This window comes from Thermomonospora umbrina, assembly GCF_003386555.1.
GTDB lineage: Bacteria > Actinomycetota > Actinomycetes > Streptosporangiales > Streptosporangiaceae > Thermomonospora > Thermomonospora umbrina.
This window is the reverse complement of the sequence record NZ_QTTT01000001.1, coordinates 7238223-7258519: the sequence shown is the minus strand read 5'-3', so window position 1 is coordinate 7258519 and position 20297 is coordinate 7238223. Positions and strand designations below refer to the sequence as shown.

Annotated in this window: 23 protein-coding genes; 19 read left to right on the top strand and 4 right to left on the bottom strand. The window is 72.1% G+C overall.

Annotation, left to right across the window (positions count from 1 at the left end):
• Nucleotides 1-13 precede the first annotated feature (13 nt).
• From DFJ69_RS33030 to DFJ69_RS32985, 10 genes are all read left to right on the top strand, one after another.
• Nucleotides 14-1453, top strand: coding sequence for an amino acid permease (locus DFJ69_RS33030; protein WP_116027068.1), 1440 nt, complete (start codon nucleotides 14-16; stop codon nucleotides 1451-1453).
• The gene (locus DFJ69_RS33025) at nucleotides 1450-2340 is read left to right on the top strand and encodes a universal stress protein (protein WP_116026197.1); all 891 of its coding nucleotides are present in this window, start codon (nucleotides 1450-1452) and stop codon (nucleotides 2338-2340) included. The genes DFJ69_RS33030 and DFJ69_RS33025 overlap by 4 nt, the downstream gene beginning before the upstream one ends.
• A gap of 150 nt (nucleotides 2341-2490) precedes the next feature.
• Nucleotides 2491-3228 (top strand): helix-turn-helix transcriptional regulator, encoded by a 738-nt coding sequence (locus DFJ69_RS33020; RefSeq protein WP_116027067.1) that lies wholly within the window; start codon nucleotides 2491-2493, stop codon nucleotides 3226-3228.
• Nucleotides 3225-4637, top strand: coding sequence for a Fe-S cluster assembly protein SufB (sufB, locus tag DFJ69_RS33015; RefSeq protein WP_116026196.1), 1413 nt, complete (start codon nucleotides 3225-3227; stop codon nucleotides 4635-4637). The genes DFJ69_RS33020 and sufB overlap by 4 nt, the downstream gene beginning before the upstream one ends.
• Nucleotides 4637-5758 carry a Fe-S cluster assembly protein SufD gene (sufD, locus tag DFJ69_RS33010; RefSeq protein ID WP_116026195.1) on the top strand — a complete coding sequence of 374 codons (1122 nt, stop codon included), beginning with the start codon at nucleotides 4637-4639 and terminating at the stop codon, nucleotides 5756-5758. The genes sufB and sufD overlap by 1 nt, the downstream gene beginning before the upstream one ends.
• Nucleotides 5755-6108, top strand: coding sequence for a non-heme iron oxygenase ferredoxin subunit (locus DFJ69_RS33005; RefSeq protein WP_116026194.1), 354 nt, complete (start codon nucleotides 5755-5757; stop codon nucleotides 6106-6108). The genes sufD and DFJ69_RS33005 overlap by 4 nt, the downstream gene beginning before the upstream one ends.
• A 20-nt stretch (nucleotides 6109-6128) precedes the next feature.
• Entirely contained in the window at nucleotides 6129-6896 is a 768-nt protein-coding gene (sufC, locus tag DFJ69_RS33000) for a Fe-S cluster assembly ATPase SufC (RefSeq protein WP_116026193.1), read from the top strand.
• Nucleotides 6893-8155: a cysteine desulfurase gene (locus DFJ69_RS32995; RefSeq protein ID WP_116026192.1), complete on the top strand. Its 1263-nt coding sequence runs from the start codon at nucleotides 6893-6895 to the stop codon at nucleotides 8153-8155. Before sufC ends, DFJ69_RS32995 begins: the two co-directional genes overlap by 4 nt.
• Before the next feature lie 57 nt (nucleotides 8156-8212).
• The gene (sufU, locus tag DFJ69_RS32990; protein ID WP_116026191.1) at nucleotides 8213-8671 is read left to right on the top strand and encodes a Fe-S cluster assembly sulfur transfer protein SufU; all 459 of its coding nucleotides are present in this window, start codon (nucleotides 8213-8215) and stop codon (nucleotides 8669-8671) included.
• Complete coding sequence (locus DFJ69_RS32985) at nucleotides 8668-9039, top strand: metal-sulfur cluster assembly factor (RefSeq protein WP_116026190.1); 372 nt, start codon at nucleotides 8668-8670, stop codon at nucleotides 9037-9039. Before sufU ends, DFJ69_RS32985 begins: the two co-directional genes overlap by 4 nt.
• Nucleotides 9040-9092: 53 nt before the next feature.
• Here DFJ69_RS32985 and DFJ69_RS32980 read toward each other — a convergent pair whose 3' ends face one another.
• On the bottom strand, nucleotides 9093-9632 hold the full coding sequence (locus DFJ69_RS32980) for a hypothetical protein (protein WP_116026189.1): 540 nt from the start codon (nucleotides 9630-9632) through the stop codon (nucleotides 9093-9095).
• Nucleotides 9633-9783: 151 nt separating this feature from the next.
• Between DFJ69_RS32980 and DFJ69_RS32975 the strand changes: the two genes are divergently transcribed.
• A complete protein-coding gene (locus DFJ69_RS32975; RefSeq protein WP_116026188.1) occupies nucleotides 9784-10971 on the top strand; it encodes a sensor histidine kinase in 1188 nt (395 codons plus the stop codon).
• On the top strand, nucleotides 10968-11654 hold the full coding sequence (locus tag DFJ69_RS32970) for a response regulator (protein WP_116026187.1): 687 nt from the start codon (nucleotides 10968-10970) through the stop codon (nucleotides 11652-11654). The genes DFJ69_RS32975 and DFJ69_RS32970 overlap by 4 nt, the downstream gene beginning before the upstream one ends.
• 24 nt (nucleotides 11655-11678) lie before the next feature.
• Here DFJ69_RS32970 and DFJ69_RS32965 read toward each other — a convergent pair whose 3' ends face one another.
• Both DFJ69_RS32965 and DFJ69_RS32960 read right to left on the bottom strand, forming a co-directional pair.
• Nucleotides 11679-12797, bottom strand: coding sequence for an EAL domain-containing protein (locus tag DFJ69_RS32965; RefSeq protein WP_116026186.1), 1119 nt, complete (start codon nucleotides 12795-12797; stop codon nucleotides 11679-11681).
• 80 nt (nucleotides 12798-12877) lie between these two features.
• Entirely contained in the window at nucleotides 12878-13273 is a 396-nt protein-coding gene (locus tag DFJ69_RS32960) for an ABC transporter permease (RefSeq protein WP_116026185.1), read from the bottom strand.
• 70 nt (nucleotides 13274-13343) lie between these two features.
• On the opposite strand from DFJ69_RS32960, the gene DFJ69_RS32955 reads away from it, so the two are divergent.
• From DFJ69_RS32955 to DFJ69_RS32940, 4 genes are read left to right on the top strand one after another with little or no spacing between them, the layout of a single operon-like run.
• Nucleotides 13344-14018, top strand: a complete 675-nt coding sequence (locus tag DFJ69_RS32955; RefSeq protein WP_116026184.1) for an acVLRF1 family peptidyl-tRNA hydrolase — start codon at nucleotides 13344-13346, stop codon at nucleotides 14016-14018.
• A 47-nt stretch (nucleotides 14019-14065) separates the two neighbouring features.
• Nucleotides 14066-14707, top strand: coding sequence for an AIM24 family protein (locus DFJ69_RS32950; RefSeq protein WP_245974672.1), 642 nt, complete (start codon nucleotides 14066-14068; stop codon nucleotides 14705-14707).
• Between the two features lies 1 nt (nucleotide 14708).
• Nucleotides 14709-15359: an AIM24 family protein gene (locus DFJ69_RS32945; protein ID WP_116026182.1), complete on the top strand. Its 651-nt coding sequence runs from the start codon at nucleotides 14709-14711 to the stop codon at nucleotides 15357-15359.
• An 8-nt stretch (nucleotides 15360-15367) separates the two neighbouring features.
• Nucleotides 15368-16117, top strand: a complete 750-nt coding sequence (locus DFJ69_RS32940) for an AIM24 family protein (RefSeq protein ID WP_116026181.1) — start codon at nucleotides 15368-15370, stop codon at nucleotides 16115-16117.
• Here DFJ69_RS32940 and DFJ69_RS32935 read toward each other — a convergent pair.
• Entirely contained in the window at nucleotides 16083-17132 is a 1050-nt protein-coding gene (locus DFJ69_RS32935; RefSeq protein WP_116026180.1) for a DUF2330 domain-containing protein, read from the bottom strand. The genes DFJ69_RS32940 and DFJ69_RS32935 overlap by 35 nt on opposite strands.
• Nucleotides 17133-17405: 273 nt before the next feature.
• Between DFJ69_RS32935 and DFJ69_RS32930 the strand changes: the two genes are divergently transcribed.
• The 3 genes from DFJ69_RS32930 to DFJ69_RS32920 all read left to right on the top strand — a co-directional run bounded on the left by DFJ69_RS32930 (nucleotide 17406) and on the right by DFJ69_RS32920 (nucleotide 20276).
• On the top strand, nucleotides 17406-19004 hold the full coding sequence (locus tag DFJ69_RS32930) for an ABC-F family ATP-binding cassette domain-containing protein (RefSeq protein WP_116026179.1): 1599 nt from the start codon (nucleotides 17406-17408) through the stop codon (nucleotides 19002-19004).
• Between the two features lie 115 nt (nucleotides 19005-19119).
• Nucleotides 19120-19332 carry a helix-turn-helix domain-containing protein gene (locus DFJ69_RS32925; protein WP_103939271.1) on the top strand — a complete coding sequence of 71 codons (213 nt, stop codon included), beginning with the start codon at nucleotides 19120-19122 and terminating at the stop codon, nucleotides 19330-19332.
• Nucleotides 19333-19472: 140 nt separating this feature from the next.
• Entirely contained in the window at nucleotides 19473-20276 is an 804-nt protein-coding gene (locus DFJ69_RS32920; RefSeq protein WP_425453430.1) for an enoyl-CoA hydratase/isomerase family protein, read from the top strand.
• Nucleotides 20277-20297 lie beyond the last annotated feature (21 nt).

Here is a 20297-nt window from a genome sequence, read left to right as displayed (position 1 = left end):
GGCGACCGGACCGATGACGCGCCCCCGCGCCGGCGGCGTGCTGCGGACCAAGCCCGTCGACCGCATCGTCGCCGAGGGCGGCCAGGGCGAGGGCGGCGAACTGCGCCGCTCCATGGGGCTGCTGCAGCTCACCTTCTTCAGCGTGGGCGCCACCCTCGGGACCGGGATCTTCGTCGTGCTCGGCGAGGCCGTCCCGCTGGTCGGCCCGGCGATCGTGGTGGCGTTCCTGCTGGCGGCCCTGACGGCGCTGTTCTCCGCCCTGTCGTACGCGGAGCTGGCGGGCACCATCCCCGTGTCGGGATCCTCGTACTCCTACACCTACGCCACCCTCGGCGAGATCGTCGCGTGGGTCTGCGGCTGGTGCCTGTTGTTGGAGTACGCCGTCTCGGTGTCGGCGGTCGCGGTCGGCTGGGGGCAGTACCTCAACGAGTTCTTCGACAAGACGTTCGGGTTCACCATGCCGGCGGCGGTGAGCGGTCCGCCCGGCGACGGCGGCGTGATCAACCTGCCCGCCGTCGCGGTGGTCCTGATCGCGACGTTCCTCCTGCTGCGCGGCACCTCCGAGAGCGCCACGGCCAACACGATCATGGTGTTCCTCAAGATGGGCGTGCTGGTCTTCTTCTGCGCGGTCGCCTTCACCGCGTTCCGGTCCGCGAACCTGACGCCGTTCGCGCCGATGGGCATGGCCGGGATCAGCGCCGCCGGATCGAAGGTCTTCTTCTCCTACATCGGGTTCGACGCCGCGTCCACGGCCGGTGAGGAGGCCAAGAATCCGCGCCGGGACCTGCCGCTGGCCATCCTCCTCAGCCTGCTCATCGTCACGGTGCTGTACGTGGCCGTCGGTCTGGCGGCCGTGGCGGCGGAGCCCTGGCAGGAGTTCGAGGACGCGGAGGCGTCGCTGGCGATGGTCCTGGACCGGGCCGTGGGGATGGCGTGGCCGTCGGCGGTGCTGTCGCTGGGGGCGGTCATCGCGATCGCCAGCGTCGTCCTCACCGTGATGTACGGGCAGACCCGGATCCTGTTCGCGATGTCCCGGGACGGGCTGATGCCGCCGATCTTCAAGAGGGTGAGCCCGCGCACCGCCGTGCCGGTCGCCAACACCCTCCTCGTCGCCCTGTTCATCTCCACCCTGGCGGCGCTGGTCCCGCTGGGGCGCCTGGCCGACGCCACCAGCATCGGCACCCTGTTCGCGTTCGCCCTGGTGAACGTGGGGGTGATGGTCCTGCGCAGGACCCGGCCGGAGATGCCGCGCAGCTTCCGGACCCCGCTGTTCCCCGTCACGCCGCTGCTGGGCTTCGGGTTCTGCGTCTATCTGATGTTCAAGCTCGACAACGCCACCTGGGTCGTCTTCCTGGTGTGGATGGCGGCCGGGTTGATCGCCTACTTCGCGTACGGCCACCGGCACTCCCTCCTGGCCAGGCAGGACGTGCCCGAGGGAAGGGGACCGACATGACCGAACGGGTCGTCGCCGGCTACGTGCCGGACGAACGCGGCGACGACGCACTGGCCCTCGCGGGGCTCGTGGTCGCCGCCGACCGGTCGCCGCTGACCGTCGCCAACGTCTACCCGCCGTCCTGGCCGACACCCGGCCCCGGCCGGGTGGACGCCGAGTGGCTGCGCTTCGTCAAGGAGCAGTCCCGTGAGGCCCTCGACCTGGCGGCGGGGCGGCTCGCCGGGAGGGTCCCCAAGAGCCGGCTCCGGTACGTCACCCATCCGAACCGGGGCAGCGGACGGGGCCTGATCGAGGTGGCCGAGGAGTCCGACGCGGGGCTGATCGTGATCGGCTCGGCCCCGCGCGGGCGTCCCGGCCGGATCGCCATCGGCAGCACCGCCGACCAACTCCTGCACGGCGCCCCCGTCCCGGTGCTGATGGCGCCGCGCGGGTACGCCGAGGACCCGCCGGAGCGGTTCGACCGGCTGACCGTGGCCTACTGGCCGCGGCGGGGGGCCGAGCTGGGGCTGGCCGCCGCCGTCGAGGTCGCCCGGCGGCTGGAGATCCCGGTGCGGCTGCTGACCCTGCTGGTCCGGCCGGCCGGCCTCGGCGTCCGGCTGCGCGGCGGCGAGGACTTCATGCACCTTCAGCACGAGTACGCCGTGCGCGACCTGAACCTGGCGGCGCAGCGGGTGACCGGTCTGGGGCAGGTGGTCACCGAGGCGGCCGAGGGCGCGGGTGTCGACAAGGCCCTGCGGCACTGCGATTGGCTGCCCGGGGAGATTCTGGTGTGCATGTCGAGCGCGGAGGGGCCGCTGCGCAAGGTATTCCTCGGCAGCGTCTCCGGAAAGATCGTCCGGGCGGCACCCTGCCCGGTCGTGGTGCTCCCCAGCGCGACGCTCAAATGAACGTTCGGTAAGGCTTAGGTAAGGCTTACCTGCGTGAGGGACCGCACGTGGAACCGTTTGTGCGCCGGGAAGGAATTAGGCCACACTGATGTTGTGAAAAACGTGGGTGAGCGGACGAACACGGATGCGGGCGGCGCACGGCCGTCCGACGTGCCGTCGTTCGCCGGTGCGCACGGCGAGCGCGACACCCGCGCCCGGGTCGCCCGGCTCATCCTCGAACAGGGTCCCATCACCGCGTCCGCGCTGGGCGAGCGGGTCGGCCTCACGCCCGCCGCCGTCCGGCGGCACCTGGACGCGCTGCTGGCCGAGGGCATGATCGAGGTCCGGCGGGCGCGCCCGCAGGCGCACCGGGGTCGGGGGCGTCCGGCGAAGTGGTTCGCCATCACCGACGCCGGCCGCAACGCCTTCGTGCACGCCTACGACGACCTGGCGAGCGCGGCCCTGCGCTTCCTCGCCGAGAAGGCCGGCGGCGCGGCCGTCGCCGAGTTCGCCCGACGGCAGATCGCCGACCTGGAGCGGCGCTACCATCCGGTGGTCCGCGCCGCCCCGCCGCAGCAACGGGTGAGGGCGCTGGCCGAGGCGCTGTCGGCCGACGGCTACGCGGCCGCGGCGGGCAAGGCCCCCCGGGCGGGCGGCGGCGAGCAGCTCTGCCAGCACCACTGCCCGGTCGCGCACGTGGCCGCGGAGTTCCCGCAGCTCTGCGAGGCCGAGACGGAGGCGTTCAGCAGGCTGCTGGGCACCCCGGTGCAGCGGCTGGCCACCATCGCCCACGGCGACGGCATCTGCACCACCCACGTCAGCCGGCCCGACCTGCGCGCCGAGCGCGACGGCGAGCACGACACCACGCAAGACACCGATGACGAGGAGTCCGGGAGGACCTCCCTATGACTATCGAAACCCACCCCGAGTTGGAGGGGTTCGACAGGTACAAGTTCGGCTGGGCCGACTCCGACACCGCCGGGGCCGCCGCCAAACGAGGCCTGAACGAAGAGGTCGTCCGTGACATCTCGGGCAAGAAGAACGAGCCCGAGTGGATGCTGGACCTGCGCCTGAAGGGCCTGCGGCTGTTCGGCCGCAAGCCCATGCCGGCCTGGGGCTCGGACCTGTCCGGCATCGACTTCGACAACATCAAGTACTTCGTCCGCTCCACCGAGAAGCAGGCCGCCTCCTGGGAGGACCTGCCCGAGGACATCAAGAACACCTACGACAGGCTCGGCATCCCCGAGGCGGAGAAGCAGCGCCTGGTCGCCGGGGTGGCCGCCCAGTACGAGTCCGAGGTCGTCTATCACAAGATCCGTGACGACCTGGAGGAGAAGGGCGTCATCTTCGTCGACACCGACACCGGCCTGCGCGAGCACCCGGAGATCTTCCAGGAGTACTTCGGCTCCGTGATCCCGGTCGGCGACAACAAGTTCGCCGCGCTCAACACCTCCGTGTGGTCGGGCGGCTCGTTCATCTACGTGCCCCCGGGCGTGAACGTGGAGATCCCGCTGCAGGCCTACTTCCGGATCAACACCGAGAACATGGGCCAGTTCGAGCGGACCCTGATCATCGTCGACGAGGGCGCCTACGTGCACTACGTCGAGGGCTGTACCGCGCCGATCTACTCCTCGGACTCGCTGCACTCGGCGGTCGTGGAGATCATCGTCAAGAAGGACGCCCGCTGCCGTTACACGACCATCCAGAACTGGTCGAACAACGTCTACAACCTCGTCACCAAGCGCGCCGTCGCCTACGAGGGCGCCACCATGGAGTGGGTCGACGGCAACATCGGCTCCAAGGTGACCATGAAGTACCCGGCCGTCTACCTGCTGGGCGAGCACGCCAAGGGCGAAACCCTGTCGATCGCCTTCGCCGGCGAGGGCCAGCACCAGGACGCGGGCGCCAAGATGGTGCACGCCGCGCCGCACACCTCCAGCACCATCGTGTCCAAGTCGGTGGCGCGCGGCGGCGGCCGGACCTCCTACCGGGGGCTCGTCCAGATCCAGGAGGGCGCGGCGCACTCCAAGTCCACGGTCAAGTGCGACGCGCTGCTGGTCGACCAGATCAGCCGGTCCGACACCTACCCCTACGTCGACGTCCGCGAGGACGACGTGGAGATGGGCCACGAGGCCACCGTCTCCAAGGTGTCGGAGGACCAGCTCTTCTACCTGATGAGCCGGGGCATGACCGAGGACGAGGCCATGGCCATGATCGTGCGCGGGTTCGTCGAGCCCATCGCGCGCGAGCTGCCCATGGAGTACGCCCTCGAGCTGAACCGCCTGATCGAGCTGCAGATGGAAGGAGCCGTCGGCTGATGGGGCTCGATTCCCGCCCGCTGTCGACCTTGCACGAGAGGTCCTCGTACGAGGTGGCCGACTTCGAGGTGCCCACCGGCCGTGAGGAGGAGTGGCGGTTCACCCCGCTGCGCCGCCTGCGGAACCTCCACAAGGGCGCCGAGGCCCTCGGCAAAGTGATCGTGGAGTTCGACGCCGCGCCCGAGGTCAAGGTCGAGCGCGTCGGTCGCGACGACCCGCGCCTCGGCCGGGCGTACACGCCCGGTGACCGGGCCAGCGCCCAGGCGTGGGCCTCGTTCACCGAGGCCACCGTCGTCACCGTGCCGAAGGAGGCGGTCGCCTCCGTGCCGACCGTCCTGCGGCTGCGCGGCGAGGACGCCGGGCAGGCCGCGTACGGCCACACCACGGTGATCGTCGAGCCGTTCGGGCAGGCCACGGTCGTGCTCGACCACCGCGGCTCGGCCACCTACGCCGACAACGTGGAGTTCGTGGTCGGCGACGGCGCCCGCCTGTCGGTGATCAGCCTGCAGGACTGGGACGACGACGCGGTCCACCTGTCGCACCAGCACGCGCGGCTCTCCCGCGACGCGAGGTTCACGAGCTTCGTGGTGTCGCTGGGCGGCGACGTGGTGCGGCTGGCGCCGACGGTCTCCTACGACGCGCCCGGCGGCGACGCCGAGCTGTACGGGGTCTACTTCGTCGACGCGGGCCAGCACCTGGAGCACCGGCTGCTGGTCGACCACACGGTCCCGCACTGCCGCAGCCGCGTCGACTACCGGGGAGCGCTCCAGGGGACCGACGCCCACGCCGTCTGGATCGGCGACGTGATCATCCGTGCCGAGGGCGAGGGCACCGACACCTACGAGTACAACCGCAACCTGGTGCTCAGCGACGGCACCCGGGTGGACTCCGTGCCCAACCTGGAGATCCTCACGGGAGAGGTCGTCGGCGCGGGTCACGCCAGCGCCAGCGGCCGTCTCGACGACGAGCACCTGTTCTATCTGCAGGCGCGGGGCATCTCCCACGACGAGGCCCGGCGCATGGTCGTGCGCGGCTTCCTCGGTCAGCTCATCGAGCGGATCGAGGTCCCCGAGGTGCGCGACCAGGTGATCACCGCGATCGAGGCGGAGCTGGACCGATGACCGACGAGGGCTTCGTCAAGGTGTGCGCGCTGGCGGAGATCCCCGAGGACGGGGCGCTCGCCGTGGAGATCGACGACACCCCGGTGGCGCTGGTGCGCACCGGCGGCGAGGTCTTCGCGCTGCGCGACGTCTGCTCGCACGCCGAGGTCGCGCTGACGGAGGGCGAGGTGTACGACGGCACGATCGAGTGCTGGCTGCACGGCTCGTGCTTCGACCTGCGCACCGGAAAGCCCACCAACCCGCCGGCCACCCGGCCGGTGCCCACCTACCGGGTCCGGGTCGACGACGGCGACGTGCACGTGTCGCTGCGCCCCGGCCCCGGCGACCGACCCACCCCAGACACGCCCTGATATAGAGGTTCGAGAGACATATGGCCACGCTAGAGATCCGCGACCTCCACGTCTCCGTCGGCGACGGCTCCGACGGGTCCAAGGAGATCCTGCGCGGCGTCGACCTGACCGTCCGGTCCGGCGAGACCCACGCGATCATGGGGCCCAACGGCTCCGGCAAGTCCACCCTGGCGTACGCGATCGCCGGGCACCCCAAGTACGACATCACCTCCGGCGCCGTCACCCTTGACGGCGAGGACGTGCTGGCGATGAGCGTGGACGAGCGCGCCCGCGCCGGGCTGTTCCTGGCGATGCAGTACCCGGTCGAGGTGCCCGGCGTCTCGGTGTCGAACTTCCTGCGCTCCGCGGTGACCGCGGTGCGCGGCGAGGCGCCGAAGCTGCGTCAGTTCACCAAGGAGATGAAGGCGGCGATGGACGCGCTGGCCATCGACCCGGCCTTCGCCCAGCGCAGCCTGAACGAGGGCTTCTCCGGCGGTGAGAAGAAGCGGCACGAGATCCTCCAGTTGGAGCTGCTCAAGCCCAAGATCGCGGTGCTGGACGAGACCGACTCCGGCCTCGACGTGGACGCCCTGAAGGTCGTCTCCGAGGGCATCAACCGGTTCGGCTCCAGCGGCGAGACGGGCGTGCTGCTGATCACGCACTACACCCGGATCCTGCGCTACGTGAAGCCCGACTTCGTGCACGTGTTCTCCGGCGGACGGATCGTCGAGCAGGGCGGTTCGGAGCTGGCGGAGGTGCTGGAGAACGAGGGTTACGAGAAGTACGTGAAGGCGGGCGCGTCCTCATGACCCTGCTCCCCGAGGAGATCAAGAAGGACTTCCCCCTCCTGTCGCGGACGGTGCGCGGCGGACGTCCCCTGGTCTACCTCGACTCGGGCGCCACCTCGCAGAAGCCCCGCGCCGTGCTGGACGCCGAGCGGAACTTCTACGAGCGGCACAACGCGGCCGTGCACCGGGGCGCGCACCTGCTCGCCGAGGAGGCCACCGACGCGTTCGAGGGCGCCCGGGCGACCATCGCGACGTTCATCGGGGCGGTGCCGGGCGAGATCGTGTTCACCAAGAACGCCACCGAGGGCATCAACCTGGTGGCGTACGCGATGAGCAACGCCGCCACGGCCGGTCCCGAGTCGGAGCGGTTCCGGGTCGGTCCCGGCGACGAGATCGTCGTCACCGAGATGGAGCACCACGCCAACCTGGTGCCCTGGCAGCAGTTGTGCCGGCGGACCGGGGCGACGCTGCGCTGGTTCGGCATCACCGACGACGGCCGCCTCGATCTGGACGAGCTGGACGCGCTCGTGAACGAGCGGACGAAGCTCGTGGCGCTGACCCACCAGTCCAACGTGCTGGGCACCGTCCCGCCGGTCCGGGGCATCATCGACCGCGCCCGCGAGGTCGGGGCGCTGGTGCTGCTGGACGCGGCGCAGTCGGTCCCGCACCAGCCGGTGGACGTGGCCGCGCTGGACGCCGACTTCCTGGTGTTCTCCGGGCACAAGATGCTCGGGCCGTCCGGGGTGGGCGTGCTGTGGGGCCGCCGCGGTCTGCTGGAGACCATGCCCCCGTTCATCACCGGCGGGTCGATGATCGAGGTGGTGCGGATGGAGGGCTCCACGTTCCTGCCGCCGCCGCAGCGCTTCGAGGCCGGGGTGCCGATGACGGCCCAGGCCGTCGGGCTCGCCGCCGCCTGCGACTATCTGTCCGAGCTGGGCATGGCGGAGGTGCACGCGCACGAGGAGGCCCTCACCGCGTACGCGCTGGAGCGGGTCGGCGAGATCTCCGGGGTCCGCCTCATCGGGCCGCGCACCACCGAGGCGCGGGGCGGCACCGTCTCGTTCGTGGTCGACGACCTGCACCCGCACGACGTGGGTCAGGTGCTGGACGAGCTCGGCGTGGCCGTGCGGGTGGGGCACCACTGCGCCTGGCCGATCTGCCGGCGGTTCGGCATCCCGGCCACCACCCGGGCGTCGTTCTACGTCTACAACACGCTGTCGGACGTGGACGCGCTCACCGACGGGATCCGGCACGCGCAGAAGTTCTTCGGAACGGCCTGAGCCCCGCATCCGTTCAACCAGATCGACGCAAGGACGAGGAAGGACCGGAAGGACCGCATGGAGCTCGAGTCGATGTACCAGGAGATCATCCTGGACCACTACCGCAACCCCCTGCACAAGGGGCTGCGGGAGCCGTTCGAGGCCGAGGTCCACCATGTCAACCCGACCTGCGGCGACGAGGTGACCCTGCGGGTCCACCTGGAGGGGGACGGGGACGACACGCGCGTCGCCGACGTCTCCTACGACTCCATGGGCTGCTCGATCAGCCAGGCCAGCGCCTCCGTGATGGCCGAGCTGGTGATCGGGAAGCCGGTCAAGGAGGCGATGGTGGTGGAGGAGGAGTTCCTGGCCCTGATGCAGTCGCGGGGGCAGGCCGAGCCCGACGAGGACGTCCTGGAGGACGCCGTCGCCTTCGTCGGGGTGTCGAAGTACCCGGCCCGAGTCAAATGCGCCCTGCTCGCCTGGATGGCGTGGAAGGACGCGACCGCCCGAGCCCTGGGAGGGGTGGCATCATGAGCGAGACCGAGACCACGGCGCCGGAGCGCGGCGCCGAGCCCGAGAACGCCGTCGGCGTCATCGCCGAGGAGCACGAGGACATCCTCGAGGCGCTGCGGGACGTCGTGGACCCCGAACTCGGCATCAACGTCGTCGATCTCGGCCTGATCTACGGCATCGACGTCGTGGACGAGGTGGCGATCCTGGACATGACGCTGACCAGCGCGGCCTGTCCGCTCACCGACGTGATCGAGGACCAGGCGAACAGCGCGCTGGACGGCCTGGTCAAGGACGTGAAGATCAACTGGGTCTGGCTGCCGCCGTGGGGACCGGACAAGATCAGCGAGGACGGCCGCGAGCAGTTGCGCGCCCTCGGCTTCAACGTCTGACGACACCCGAACGCGCCGCCCCCGGAGTCCCGGCGGGCGGCGCGTCCGTGTCGTCAGCCCCGCTTGGGCCTGGCGGGCCACAGGGTGTAGGTGATCGGCCACAGGGACCAGATCGCCAGCACGAACGACAGCCGCGCGATCCACCCGGACAGCGCCTCGGTGCGGTCGGCGTCGCCCACCAGCGCGATCCCGCCCAGCAGGAGCAGGCAGCTCACCGCCCAGGCGACCAGCGCCTTCCCGAACTCCCGCCACTCGTGACGGGCGCGGGCCATCCCGTACCTCGGGGGCTTGGACGGCGGCGGCCCGTCGGCGAACCGGTGCGCGAACCGGGCGTCGGTCCACCTGATGAGGCTGTGCCCGAACGCCACCGAGAACCCGATGTAGGCGGCGGCCAGGCCGTGGGTGACGTCGGCGGTCGCGCCGCCGCGCAGGTCGATCACGGTGGCCGCCAGCAGCACGACGTCGACCAGCGGCACGCACACCAGCAGCGCGGCGCCGGTCCGCCGCCACCGCAGCAGGTAACGGGCGGCCAGTCCGGCCACCAGGAAGATCCAGAAGCCGATCTCACAGGCGGCGATGATCGCAAGAATCACGATGTCTCCTCGTAGTGCGTCCTTCCATGCTTCCGGCCGGAGGGCGCCGAAACCTCCGCGCGCGCGACGAGATCGGGGGTCGTACGAAGGATGTACGCGCCTCGTCCCCCGGACCTGCCGGGCACGGCGGCCGAGGTGGTGAGATGGACGGGTGCGATTCACCACCCGCCAGGACGCCCTGTTCGCCGTCGCGGCGCTGGCCGGCGGGCTCCTCTTCCTGAGCGCCCACGGGTACACCGACTGGGAGTCCGACGGCACGGGTCCGGGCGTGGGCTGGCGGGTGCCGTCGCTGTTGGGCGTGTCCGGGGCGATGCTGTTCCGGCGGACGCGGCCGCTGGTGGGGCTGGCCGTCGCGACCCCGGCGAGCCTCCTCGACATCGCCCTGGGGCCCAGCCTCGGCACGATGCTGATCTACACCGACTCCCTCTACGCCGCCGGGCTCTACGGCCCCCGGCGGACGGCCGAGCGGCTGCTGGGCGTCACGGCTACGGTGACCGTGCTGCTGGCCGGGGGCGTGGGTCTGTGGTTCGCGCAGTGGAGCGTCATCGTGGTGACCGGCGGGGTCGCCGGGATGACCTGGGTGGGCCCGGTGCTGACCGCGATGGTCGTCCGCGCCCACCGCGACAAGGCCGAGCTGGAACGGCAGCGGGCCGAGCAACTGGCCAGGCTGGGCGAGCTGGACCGGCGCAACGCGGTCGTCGCCGAACGCGCCCGGATGGCCCGCGAGCTGCACGACGTGATCGCCAACCACCTCAGCGCGGTCGCGCTGCACTCCTCGGCGGTGCTGCGGCTGCCCGACCTGGACCGTGAGGGGATCCGGCAGGCGATGCAGGTGATCAGGGACAACAGCGTCCAGGGCCTGGCGGAGATGCGGCGGATGATCGGCTTGCTGCGCGAGGAGCCCGACCGGGCGGCCGACCCGCCGGCCGCGCCCCGCCTCACCGACCTGAAGGGCCTGGTGGAGCGCGCCGCCCGCCCCGACCTGACGGTGGGCCTGGAGGTCTCCGGCACGGTGCGCGAGCTGCCCGCAGCCGTGGAGCTGGCCGCCTACCGGATCGTCCAGGAGTCCCTGACCAACGTGCTCAAGCACGCGGGGCCCGGCCGCGCCGAGGTGGTCGTCGAGCACCGGCCCGACCGGGTCCGCGTGCGGGTCGACAGCCCGCTCGGGGCCGAGCGCACGGAGCTGCCCGGCGCGGGCAGCGGTCTCGTCGGGATGCGCGAACGGGCCTCGATCCTGCGCGGCGGCTTCACCGCGGGGCGGGACGGGGACCGGTGGGTGGTGCGTGCGGAGCTGCCGACCTCCGTCTCGGAGGACGGCGTGGACGGAGGTCTCGCGTGATCAGGGTGCTGGTGGCCGACGACCAGGCGGCGGTGCGCGCCGGGCTGGTGCTGATCCTGCGGTCGGCCCCCGACATGGAGGTGGTCGGGGAGGCCGCCGACGGGCGGCGGGCGGTGGCGCTGGCCCGGGAGCTGCTGCCGGACGTGGTCCTGATGGACGTGCGGATGCCGGAGCTGGACGGCATCGCCGCCACCCGGGAGCTGGCCGGCACCGGCGTGGACGTGCTGGTCCTGACGACGTTCGACGTGGACGAGTACGTGTTCGGCGCGCTGCGGGCGGGGGCGGCGGGCTTCCTGCTCAAGGACATCGACGCCGACCGGCTGTTGGACGCCGTGCGCACGGTGGCCTCCGGCGAGGGCGTGCTGGCGCCCGCCGTCACCCGGCGGCTGATCAGCGCGTTCGCCACCCGTCCGCGCACGTCCGCGACCCTCCCGCCGCCGGGGTTGGCCGAGCTGACGCCCCGGGAGCGGGAGGTCTTCCGGTGCCTGGGCGAGGGGATGTCCAACGGACAGATCGCGGCCCGGCTGAGCATGGCCGAGACCACCACCAAGACCCATGTGAGCCGGATCCTGGGCAAGCTCGGTCTGCGCAGCCGCGTCCAGGCCGCGATCCTGGCGCAGGAGCTCGCCGAGGAGGGCCGAGCGGACGTTCCCCCGCATGATGAGGCCGGGGAGCCCCTCTGACCGCTCTGCGGCCCGCTCAGGCGGTCAGGGCGACAGGCTGCGGATCAGGTCGCTGACCCGGACGATGCCCAGACAGCGGCCCACCTCGTCGGTCACCACCAGATCGTCGTAGACCCGTTCCTGCTCACGACCCGCCGCCCGCAGCGCGGCGATGGCCGGGACCGTCTTGGGCACCACCCGAGGCGGATCGGCCAGCCGGGCCGCCGGCTTCTGGGCGTGCAGCGCGTGTCCGTAGGCGCCCGACAGCGTCAGCAGGAACCGGGTCCGGTCGATGGTGTGGCGGGGCCGCCGGTGGCCGTCGACCAGGACGATGCTGGAGGTGCCCCGCTCGGAGTCGAAGGCGTCCAGCACCATTCCCGCGGTGGCGTCCAGGGACATCGTCACCGCCGGCACGGTGAACTCCGACACCCGCGGCCCCAGATCGGCGCGCGGACGGGGGACCGCCTCGGCGGCGGCCACGGGGACGGTGACGCGCATCCCCGGCCGCCACTCCGGCGGCGCGAGCACCGGGCCCTGCACCAGGCGCACGCCCAACTCCCGCAGGTGCAGCACCTGGGACTCGTTCGCCAGTCCGGGGGCCAGCACGTGCGTGCCGATCCGGTGGGCCAGCTCCACCAGCGAGGCGACCAGCGCCGACCGGCGCGGATCGGTGGACGACCGGCGGGCCAGCTCGGCGTCCAGCCGCACCAGGTACGGCACCCCGTCCACCAGCAGGTCCAGCGGTGTGTAGGCGGCCCCGAGCCCGGCCAGCCCGATCAGGTAGCCGGCCTTGCGCAGATCGTGCAGGGCGGAGCTCAGCACCGGGCGCTGGGCCGGGGCGAAGCCCCCGGTGACGGAGATGATGATCTCGTTGGGACGACGGCCGGTCTCGACCAGTCCCTGATGCAGCTCGGCCAGCGTGGGGCGGCCTTGGGCGACGGTCTCGGCGCGCAGCGACAACTGGAGCGGGAGCGAGGTCCGCAGCTCCGTGACCGCGCGGGCGGCCAGCAGCGCCCGTCGTACGTCCTCGCGGGCGGGATCGGCCATGGGGAGCGCGGCGGGCGGGCCCACGGGCTCGCACTGGGCGGCGACCGCCACCACGGCGCCCGTGCCGAGGTCCACCACCGGGTGGAACGCGGCGGGAGCCGGGAGCAGGACATCCATGGGGGACACACCCGAATGATGCCGCGTTGAACAGGGCAAACGTAATAAGTGTGTAGAAGTTAACCCAAAATTCGGACAACCTACACGCCACGCCCCGTTACCATCGCGGACAGCGCGTATACGCCCCCGGCCAGCGCGGCGAGCCAGGCATAGGGCGTCACCTCGGCGCCGCGCAACGCCTGCACCACCACCGCGCCGACGAGGGCCAGGACCAGCACGTCCCCGGTCATCGCGGCGGCCCGCAGATGGGCCCGCGCCCGATGACCGCCGCCGAACGCGGCGCCGATGGGCAGGGCGGGCTCGTCGCGCCGGTACCCCAGATGGGCCGCGTACCCGGCCAGCACCGCCAGCGAGGCCAGCCCGGCGCCGGTGCGGTCCCGGGACGCCAGCAGGGCCGCCACCCCCACGCCCGCGGCCAACGCCAGCACCGGCACGATCCAGCGCCGTCCGCCGCGGCGCTCGCGTGTGAACCACATGGGGGCCATCCTCCACGATCCGGCGCGCGGGGGTGATCGATGCGGCGGGCCGCCACGGTACCGTCACGGTGTGGCGAGGTCAGGCCCGGCCGCCGGGGGAGGACGCCGGCTCGAGGTGTCCCCCGAGCGCACCGAGAGATGGGTGGCGGGGTTCGCCGAGCGGCACGGCGGTCTCGCCGTGACCGAGACCGGGCTGCGGGCGGTGACGTTCACCGCCGCCGACGGCTCCGTCGCCGAATGCCACGTCCCCTTCCCGCCGCTCACGGTCCGCTCCGGCCTGGAGGGGCTCGTCGCGCACGCCCTCCGGGACCGGCGCGTCGGGGTCCTGCTGGTGCGGCTGGGCGGCTATGCGGCCGGGGTCTTCGAGGGCGAGCGACTGGTGGCGTCCAAGGTCGGCGCGCGGCAGGTCCACGGGCGCAGCGCCGCCGGGGGCCAGTCGCAGCAGCGGTTCGCCCGCCGCCGGGACAAGCAGGCCAGGGAGGCCCTGGCCGCCGCCGCCGACGTCGCGGTCCGCGTGCTGGGGCCCGAGACCGCCGGGCGCACCCCTCTGGAGGCCGTCGTGCTGGGCGGGGATCGCCGGGCGATCGCCGCGCTGCGCGAGGACCGGCGGCTGGCGGCGGTGTTCGCCCTGGCGGTCGACGAGCCCTTCCTGACCGTCCCGGACCCCCGACTGGCGGTGCTGCGGCAGACGACCGTCCACTTCCGCGCCGTCCGGATCCTGCTGACGGAGCGAACGGCCGGTTGATCCGCGGTCTGGGCCACTCGGCCGTCGAGTCGGTATGTTGTCGCTTCGTGGCGCGATTTCGGCTGAACGGTTCCAGGATGCTGGCCGTGGACCTCATGAACGAGACGATCCGGGCGCTGAACGGGTCCATGGTCGCCTACGACGGCCAGATGACCTTCAAGCGGCAGGGCATGACCGGGGGCGAGGGCCTGCGGGGCTTCGTGCGCCGCCGGGTGGCGGGCGAGGGCATGACCCTCATGGAGGTCACCGGCCAGGGGACGGTCTACCTCGCCGCCGAGGCCGCCGAGATCACCCTCATCCCCCTCCAGGGCGACACGCTGTTCGTGGAGTCCGAGAGCCTGCTGGCGCTCGACGCGGGGCTGCAGACCGGAGTGCAGTTCGTCGGGCTGCGGGGGATGGGCACCGGCCAGGGCCTGGCCACCACCAAGGTCGACGGGCACGGCATGGTGGCGATCCTGTCCGACGGCCCCGCCATCGCCCTGGAGGTGGCCCCGGGCATGCCGCTGTGCGTCGACCCGCACGCGTACGTGGGGCACCGGGGGCAGCTCCAGCAGGACGTGGTCACCGACGTCAACTGGCGGACGGTGCTGGGCCAGGGCTCGGGGGAGAGCGTGCAGTTCCGGTATCAGGGCCACGGGCTGGTGTACGTCCAGCCGGCCGAGCGCGGCGGCGGGATCATGGAGGTCTGACATGCCGGCATTCAGCCCGATCAACCACAAGATGATCCAGGCGCCGGTCGGTCCCGGCCAGGAGCTCTACAGCAAGCGCGGCGCGATGCTCGCCTACGTCGGCCGCGTCCGCTTCGAGCCGACCGCCACGGCGGGCGCGGGCATCGGCGGCATGATCGGCCGCGCGGTCGCCGGCGAGAGCGCGCCGCTCATGCACGTCACCGGGCAGGGCAGCGCGATGTTCGGGCACGGCGGCCTGCACGTGAACGTGGTGGAGCTCGCGGGCGACACCCTCTACGTGGAGGCCGACCGCCTGCTGGTGTACGACGCGAGCCTGCAGGCGGGGACCATGTTCATGGGCGAGCAGGGCGGCCTGAGCGGGGTCATCCGGGGCCAGGTGACCGGGCAGGGCCTGTTCACCACCACGCTCACCGGCCACGGCTCGTGCGCGGTGCTGTCGCACGGCGGTGTCGTCGAGCTGCCGATCAGTCCCGACCGGCCCGTTCACGTCGACCCGCAGGCGTACGTGGCCCACCGCGGCCAGGTGCGCAACAAGCTGTCCACCTCCCTGGGCCTGCGCGACATGGTCGGCCGCGGCTCCGGCGAGGCGTTCCAGCTCGAGCTGAGCGGCCACGGCCTGGTCTACGTGCAGGCCAGCGAGAAGAAGATCTGAGGCGTCCCGTGAGCACTCCCACGTTCAACCCGGCGACCCTGCCGTCCAACGACAACGTCAACCCGTACGCCTTCTCGGTGGACCTCAGCGGTCAGTGGTTCTGCCAGAAGGGCAAGATGATCGCCTACTACGGGCAGATCAGGTTCGAGGCGCTGTCCGCCGGGCCGCTGGACGCGCTGGTGGCCTCGCACTTCCACTCGCCGCTGTACGCCCACGACTGGATCGTCGCCCAGGGGCAGGGCAAGCTGCTGCTGGCCGACCGGGGCTTCGACGTCAACTCCTACGACCTCGACGACGGCAACCTGACGGTGCGGGCGGGCAACCTGCTGGCCTTCGAGCCCGGCCTGGAGCTCAAGCAGTCGATCATCCCCGGGTTCCTCACCCTGATCGGCACCGGCCGGTTCGTCGCCGCCTCCAACGGGCCGGTGCACTTCGTCGAGCCGCCCATCCGGGTGGACCCCCAGGCGTTGCTGGGCTGGGCCGACTGCCCGTCCCCCTGCCATCACTACGACCACTCCTACATGCGCGGCGCCCTCGGGGCGGCCCGCATGGCGTTCGGGATCGGCGGCAGCTCGGGGGAGGAGCACCAGTTCGACTTCACCGGCCAGGGCACCGTGCTGATGCAGTCGTCGGAGGTCGTCGCCGACGCCGACACGATGGTGCGCGACCTGGAGGGCCAGATCGGCATGCTCGGCGTCGGCGGCCTGCAGCGCCTGCAGGGAGTCATCCAGCAGCGCCTCTCCGCCGAACGGCAATGACGGCCCCCACACCGATCAGGACGCCGGCCACGATCGCGTAGCCCGCCGGGACGCCCAGGAACGTGACGTACTCCGTCTCGTACTCGACCTCCCGGTGGGCGCGGTCGGCCGTGTACCGGTAGCGGAAGTCGTCGTCGATCGTCTCCGGGTCGATCCACCCGTTCACCACCTCGGTGAGGAACAGCCGCCCGCCGAGGAACTCCCGCAGCCCCGGCGCGGCCACCTGCCGGGGCTCCACCCAGCCCGCGAACGTCACCCGGGACGCCCGGCCGCGCGGCCCGTGGTGCTCCACCCGGTGCGCGCCGAGGACGTACAGGTGAACGGACTGGTCCGTCCGGGCCAGACGGGACAGGCGCATCGGGTACACGATCTCGTCGCTGCGGAACGCGACGCGCAGCGGATCGAGGTCGCCGATCAGCGCCCTTCCCGCGTCCGGGGCGAGCTTCACCGCGACGTACGTCCACTTCAGCCGCACGTACGGCTCCAGCGCCCCCTCCAGCCGGGGGCTCAGCCGGTAGCCGTTGCGCTCCAGCCAGCCGGCCAGCGCCCCCGAGTCGCCAGAGGCCAGGGTGGCGACCTGGAACGGCCCCAGCCGCTTCTCCCCGAGCACCTCGACGCCCCCACGGCCGCCGGCGGCCCCCGGCGCCGCGCCCGACGTCTCGTTCCCGCCCGGCCGGCCCCACCACTTGCGGCGCTTGACGACCCGGGGCTCGGTCAGCGCGTCCAACTGCCGGAACCATCCCCGGTCGCCCAGCTCCACCTCGGCGGGCGACGGCGTGGGGAACAGCCAGGCCGCGTCGCGCGCCTCCGACCGCACCGACAGCCGCATCACGATCTCCTCGGTCCGGGTCCGGTCGTCGTAGCGGACGATCGAGGTCTCGCGGTCGACGCTCAGCTCCGAGCCGGCGGTGACCATCGCGCCGCATCCGCAGGACCACGAGGGATCGGCCAGCCCCGCCCCGCCCCAGGCGAGGACCAGACCGGCGACGGCCGCAAGGCGCGGGAGAGGACGCATGAACCACCTCGGAGGGACGTGACGATGATCGCCACGATCCTGACGCGCCCCGGGCGCGTGCGGTTCCCCCGCGCGTGAGGCCCGTCACGGCCACCCGCGCCCGCGCCGGGGTCCCGTACACTGATCGGGTGCCGCTCCCGACATGACAGGCCCTCCCGACGCGCCACGGTGAACGACCCCGGGCGCGTCGCGTCATGACCAGGCCGTCCGGCCGTCCGTCATCTGTCACCCTCCACGCCGTGAGCGGCCGTTCGCCCTGGGAGCCATGCCACTGTGATCACTGCCACCGATGTCGAGCTGCGCGCCGGGTCCCGGCTGCTCATCGAGAAGGCCGCCTTCCGGGTCAACCCGGGCGACCGGGTGGGGCTGGTGGGCCGCAACGGCGCCGGCAAGACCACCCTGACCAAGGTGCTGGCCGGCGAGGCGCTGCCGGCGGCCGGCTCGGTGACCACCTCCGGGTCCATCGGTTACCTGCCCCAGGACCCGCGGGGCGTGGACCTGTCCGAGCTGGCCCGCGACCGCATCCTGTCGTCCCGGGGTCTGGACGAGGTGATGCGGGGCCTGCGCGCCGCCGAGGAGGCCATGGCCACCGCCACCGGCGACGAGCGGGACCGCGCCGTGCGCCGCTACGGACGCCTGGAGGACCGGCTGCACGTTCTCGGCGGGTACGCGGCCGACGCCGAGGCCGCCGCCATCGCCTCCAGCCTGGGGTTGCCCGACCGGGTGCTGGGACAGCCCCTGGGCACCCTGTCCGGCGGGCAGCGGCGGCGGGTGGAGCTGGCCCGGATCCTGTTCTCCGGCGCCGAGACCCTGCTGCTGGACGAGCCGACGAACCACCTGGACGCCGACTCCATCGTGTGGCTGCGCGAGTTCCTGCGCTCGCACTCCGGCGGCCTCGTGGTGATCAGCCACGACGTGGAGCTGCTGGACGCCGTGGTCAACCGGGTCTTCCACCTCGACGCCAACCGCTGCGTGATCGACGTCTACAACATCGGCTGGAAGGCGTACCTGGAGCAGCGCGAGACCGACGAGCGCCGCCGCAAGCGGGAGCAGAGCAACGCCCAGCGGCAGGCGACGGCGCTGCTGACCCAGGCCGACAAGATGCGCGCCAAGGCCACCAAGGCCAAGGCGGCGCAGCAGATGGACCGGCGCGCCAAGCAGCTCCTGGCCGGGGTCGAGGGCGAGCGGCAGTCCGACCGGGTGGCCCGGATCCGCTTCCCGGACCCCGCCCCCTGCGGCCGGACGCCGCTCACCGCGGAGGGTTTGTCGAAATCGTACGGATCCTTGGAGATCTTCACGGATGTCGACCTCGCCATCGACCGCGGCAGCCGGGTGGTCATCCTGGGCCTGAACGGCGCGGGCAAGACCACCCTGCTGCGGCTGCTGGGGGGCGTCGACGAGCCCGACACCGGCAAGGTCATCGCGGGGCACGGGCTGCGGCTGGGCTACTACGCCCAGGAGCACGAGACGCTCGACGTGGAGCGCACGGTGCTGGAGAACATGCGGTCCTCGGCGCCCGACCTCGCCGACGTGGAGGTCCGCAGGATCCTGGGCTCGTTCCTGTTCACCGGGGACGACGTGGACAAGGCGGCCGGGGTGCTGTCCGGCGGCGAGAAGACCCGGCTGGCGCTGGCCATGCTGGTGGTCTCCAGCGCCAACGTGCTGCTGCTGGACGAGCCGACCAACAACCTCGACCCGGCGAGCCGCGCGGAGATCCTGGCCGCGCTGCGCACCTTCGCGGGCGCGATCGTGCTGGTGACGCACGATGAGGGGGCGGTGGAGGCGCTCCGGCCGGAAAGAGTGATTTTGCTGCCGGATGGTGTTGAGGACATCTGGAGTGACGAGTTTGCCGATCTGGTGGCACTTGCGTGACCAGCACAGCAAGGAAGCAGATCTTTTCTGGCGTAGTGGGTAGCCGATCCGGCGGGAATGACTGATCATGGCGGGGGATAACGCAGCGGTCACCACATCACTACGGGAGGTACTCGTGGCCGAGACCCTCAAGAAGGGCACCCGCGTGACCGGTGCCGAGCGCGACAAGCTGGCGGCGGAACTCAAGAAGAGGTACGACTCCGGCGAGAGCATCCGCGCCCTGGCTGCCGCCACCGGCCGCTCCTACGGCTTCATCCACCGGATTCTGACCGAGTCCGGGGTCAACCTGCGCGGTCGCGGAGGGGCGACCCGCGGCAAGAAGGCCTGATCCGCCCCACCCCCGATCGAGCGTGAGACCGCCTGACCGCCGTCGCGGCCGACCGAGTAGGGTTCGGTCCGCGACGGCGGACAGGCGGGCGCCCGGTCCGCCCGGTCGCCGCCGGCGTGCACGCCGCGGACGAGGGAGGACTGAGGGTGGAACGGGATTCGCTGGACGGTAAGGACCCGATCCCGGCCGGGGCCCTGGCGGAGGCGGGGCTGCGGCTGGAGATCGAGGGTCCGGTGGTCACCATCACACTGGACCGTCCGGAACGGCGGAACGCCATGACGCCGCTGATGTGGCGGACCATGGCCGAGATCGGCGACGCCCTGCCGGAGGCGGTCCGCATCGTGGTGCTGCGCGGCGCGGGCCCGTCGTTCTCTTCGGGCATCGACCTGAAGACGTTCTCCGGAGGCGACGGCGGCGGTCTGCCCACCACCGGCGACCCCGAGGAGGGCGACCGTTTCATCGCCGGTCTGCAGGCCGGGTTCACCTGGCTGCGCCGCCCGGAGATCGTGTCGATCGCGGCCGTGCACGGGCACGCCATCGGCGCCGGCTTCCAGTTGGCGCTGGCCTGCGACCTGCGGATCATCGCCGACGACACCCGGTACTGCATGAAGGAGCCGGCCCTGGGGCTGGTGCCCGACCTCACCGGCACCAAGCCGCTGGTGGAGATCGTCGGGGTCTCCCGCGCCATCGAGATCTGCCTGACCGCCCGGACGGTGGAGGCCGAGGAGGCGGCCCGGCTGGGGCTGGCCGAGCGCGTGGTGCCCCGCGAAGGGCTGGACGCCGCCGTGGCGGAGCTCGTCGCCGCGCTGCTGCCGATCGACGCCGGGGCGGCGGCGGCCACCAAGCGGCTGCTGCGCCAGGCCCCCGACAACACGCTGGCGGAGCAGTGCGCCGCCGAGCGCCGCGAGCAGCTCGGACGGCTGAAGGCCATGTTCGGCGGCTGACGTCCGTTACGCCCTGAGCGG